Origin of the sequence: Pseudomonas sp. GM74, assembly GCF_000282455.1 — a bacterium.
GTDB lineage: Bacteria > Pseudomonadota > Gammaproteobacteria > Pseudomonadales > Pseudomonadaceae > Aquipseudomonas.
Window position 1 is genome coordinate 1 of sequence record NZ_AKJG01000145.1, and the last position, 3,404, is coordinate 3,404.

General features: G+C 60.9%; 4 protein-coding genes. 1 reads left to right on the forward strand and 3 read right to left on the reverse strand.

Annotation, left to right across the window (positions count from 1 at the left end):
- From PMI34_RS04365 to PMI34_RS04355, 3 genes are all read right to left on the reverse strand, one after another.
- A partial coding sequence (locus PMI34_RS04365) for a glycosyltransferase family 2 protein (protein WP_008053170.1) occupies positions 1-376 on the reverse strand: 376 nt, incomplete at its 3' end.
- A 49-nt stretch (positions 377-425) separates the two neighbouring features.
- Positions 426-1,403 carry an NAD-dependent epimerase/dehydratase family protein gene (locus tag PMI34_RS04360; protein WP_008053171.1) on the reverse strand — a complete coding sequence of 326 codons (978 nt, stop codon included), beginning with the start codon at positions 1,401-1,403 and terminating at the stop codon, positions 426-428.
- 198 nt (positions 1,404-1,601) lie between these two features.
- On the reverse strand, positions 1,602-2,222 hold the full coding sequence (locus PMI34_RS04355; protein ID WP_008053172.1) for a cell wall hydrolase: 621 nt from the start codon (positions 2,220-2,222) through the stop codon (positions 1,602-1,604).
- 143 nt (positions 2,223-2,365) lie between these two features.
- Here PMI34_RS04355 and PMI34_RS04350 point away from each other — a divergent pair, with 143 nt between their 5' ends.
- Positions 2,366-3,217, forward strand: coding sequence for a CAP domain-containing protein (locus tag PMI34_RS04350; protein ID WP_008053174.1), 852 nt, complete (start codon positions 2,366-2,368; stop codon positions 3,215-3,217).
- The last annotated feature ends 187 nt before the right edge of the window (positions 3,218-3,404 follow it).

Below are 3,404 nucleotides of genomic sequence, written 5' to 3' on the forward strand. Positions count from 1 at the left end.
CGGCCACCAGCTGCACATCGACCTTGCCCGGTTCGCCACGCACCAGCGCGAGCATGCCGGGAATGTCCGCCGGATCGTTCTGGCCATCGCCATCGAGGGTCGCCAGCCAAAGCCCGCGAGCCTCGCGGGCGGCGTGGTACAGCGAGGTGCTCTGCCCCAGCGACCGCTCGTGATGCAGGATGCGCAAGGTGTTCAGTCCGTTTTGGCGAATCTGCCGCAGTTCCTGCAGGGTCGAATCGGTGCTGCCGTCGTCGACCACGATGATTTCGTACGATTCATCGACCAGCGCCACGCGGATTTCCTCCAGTAGCGGCTTGAGGTTGTTCGCTTCGTTCTTGGCGGGAATCAGTACGGATACAAAAATGTCTTGGCTCATGGGGTCTCTCTCGCCTTTTTTGATTTTTTCGAGATCAGAGGCGAACGCTTCAAATCCGGTAGAACTGCCGATACCACTTCACAAATGCTCTTACGCCGGTTTCCAGCGTCACCTGCGGGCTGAAGCCCACCCACTCGGCCAGTGCCGAGACATCGGCCCAGGTCTTGACCACATCGCCGGCCTGCATCGGCAGGTAGTTGCGCCGGGCCTGCAGGTCCAGGGCGGACTCCAGACACTCGACGAAATCCAGCAACGCCACCGGCATGCCCCGCCCGATGTTGAACAGCCGGTTGACCCCGGCGGCAGAGCCCTCCGGCACCGGTGGCCTTGGGCGCAGTCGGGCGATACCTTCGACAATGTCGTCGACATAAGTGAAGTCGCGGGACATCTGGCCCTGGTTGTAAATGTCGATGGGCAGGCCTTTGAGAATGGCGTCGGTGAACTTGAACAGCGCCATGTCCGGGCGGCCCCACGGGCCGTAGACGGTAAAGAAGCGCAGGCCACTGGCTTTCAGGCCATACAGATGGCAGTAACTTTCGGCCAGCAGCTCATTGGCGCGCTTGCTGGCGGCGTACAGCGAGACAGGATGTTCGACAGGGTCCTCGACACTGAACGGCATCTTGCTGTTGCTGCCGTACACCGAGCTGCTCGAGGCGTAGATCAGGTGCTCGGGGCGATGGTGCCGACAGACTTCGAGCACATTGAGGAAGCCCACCAGGTTCGATTGCCCATAGACATCCGGGTTGTCCAGCGAGTAACGCACCCCGGCCTGGGCTGCCAGGTGCACCACCTCGGTGAAACGGTGCTCTTGAAACAGGCTCATCAGGGCCGGTTTATCGACGATGTCCATTTTCCGGAAACGAAAACCCGGCAACGTCTCCAGCACCTTAAGGCGTGCGTGCTTGAGTTCCACGTCGTAGTAGTCGTTGAGGTTGTCGATACCGACGACCTCCTGACCCTCGCGGCACAAGCGCTGGACCGTATGAAAACCGATGAAACCGGCCGCACCGGTGACCAGGACGGTCATGGGAGGCACACCGGTGACTGCACCGTGATCGGCGCAAGATTACTGATCCAGACCCTCATCAGCTTCATGTGTCGTTCCTGCTTAGGACGTCATTCGCCCATGGTTGCGTTATGAAACTTATAAAACAGATACATTTCAGTTTCGATAACCCCTCGAGCGACCTCAAAAAAATAAAATATTTGGCCGAAATAACCGCTGCTATCTGGCTGATCCGTCATGGGGTTTGTAAAACCTGAACAAGCCGATATCCACGGTCCTGATGTATTCCCGGGCCCAATCCGGCTTGACGGTACGATCATGAAAATACAGGGCACCCTGGGTGCGATCCGGCAGTTCCTTGTTCAGGGCCTTGCGCGCGATTTCCTTGGCCATCGTGTAAGGCACCTCTTCCTGGACCGAATCGGATTTGCCGTCGCACCACCAGGAAAACTGGCAGCTCTTGGTCTCCGAACCCTGCTTGACCACTTTGCACACCGTGTCCGGAAAGCCCTCGTGGCCCAGGCGATTCATGACCACATTGGCCACCGCCTCCATGTCGGCGGTGTCCTTGCCCCTGGCTTCCCAGTAAATGGATCGGGCCAGGCAGGTGATCGCGTCGTCCAGCGGCGCGGCGCCAGCCGGGTCGACGGCCTGGACTTCGGACGGGGTAATGGCTTCTGCCTTGGGCGCCGGTGCGGGGTTGTTGCTCTCGGCGGCTTTTTGTTCCAGCACCTCGGCCTTGTTCTCGGCCGCTTGCTGCTTTTGCGCTTGATCCGCAGCGGACACCGGGCCGGCAAACAACGTCAGGGCGAGGCAGGTGGCGATCCAGTCGAAGCGCATGGTCGGTGTCACTCGGTGAGTGGTTCGATTCAGTCTAGTAGTGAAATGATTTCGCCCACCCCCACTACACTCTGGATAAATCCGTTGTCTTAGCTGGGCCAACTTCGCGCATCATGGGCGCAATCTGCTCAAGGGGGATTTTCATGGGTTTCATTTCATCCGCAATGCGCTTGGCCGGTGTGTCACTGGGCCTGGTATTCACCGCCAACGCCGTGGCGGCAGACGAAGCGCAACTGATCGAATCGATCAACGTCTACCGCAGCCAACTGCAGCGCTGCGCCGGCCAGGTTTCATCGGAGCTGCCGCCGCTGTCCGCCGACCCGCGCCTGGTGCTGACCGCCCCGAGCATCGGTGATCTGCAGCAGGCCATGGCTACGGCCGGTTATCCCATGAAAAATGTGCAGGCCATCAGCCTGTCCGGACCCCGTGATGCGGCATCGGCGATGAAGGCGATCCAGGAGAGTTTTTGCCAGATCGTCCTCGACCCGCAATTCGTCGATGTCGGCGTCTTCCGCCAGGACCGGCAATGGCGCATCGTGGTTGCACGGCCATTGTTGAGCGCACGCCTGGGCGACGCGCAGGCCGAAGGCCAGAAGCTGCTCACCGAACTCAACGCCGCACGCACCCGCCCACGCCAGTGCGGCGCGCAGTCCTTCGCCGCCGCGCCACCGCTGGCCTGGAACGCCACGCTGGCCAGCGCCGCCGAAGGCAACTCCCGCTCCATGGCCAACAACAACTACTTCGACCACAAGGACCGCGACGGCCGCACCCCGGGCGACCGCGCGGAACTGGCCGGCTACGACTTCCAGCAGATCGGCGAAAACATCGCCGCCGGGCAGGACAGCGTACGCAAGGTGGTCGAAGGCTGGCTGACCAGCCCCGGCCATTGCGCCAACCTGATGAACCCGCAATTCCGTGAATTGGGCGCGGCGTATGCGACCGATCCGAAGAGCGATGCGGGGATTTACTGGACGGCGATGTTTGGGGCTCAGTAAGAACTGAACCTGACGCGAACCATGTGGCGAGGGAGCTTGCTCGAAGCGGCCCAAAAAGAGGGCCTGCTGCGCTAATGCCGATCAGTCAGGCGAACCCGGACGCTACGCCTTCCTTGTAGCAGCTGCCGAAGGCTGCGTCCGGCTGCGCAGCAGTCGTAAATCCGCCTTGCACGATCTCTCTGACGTA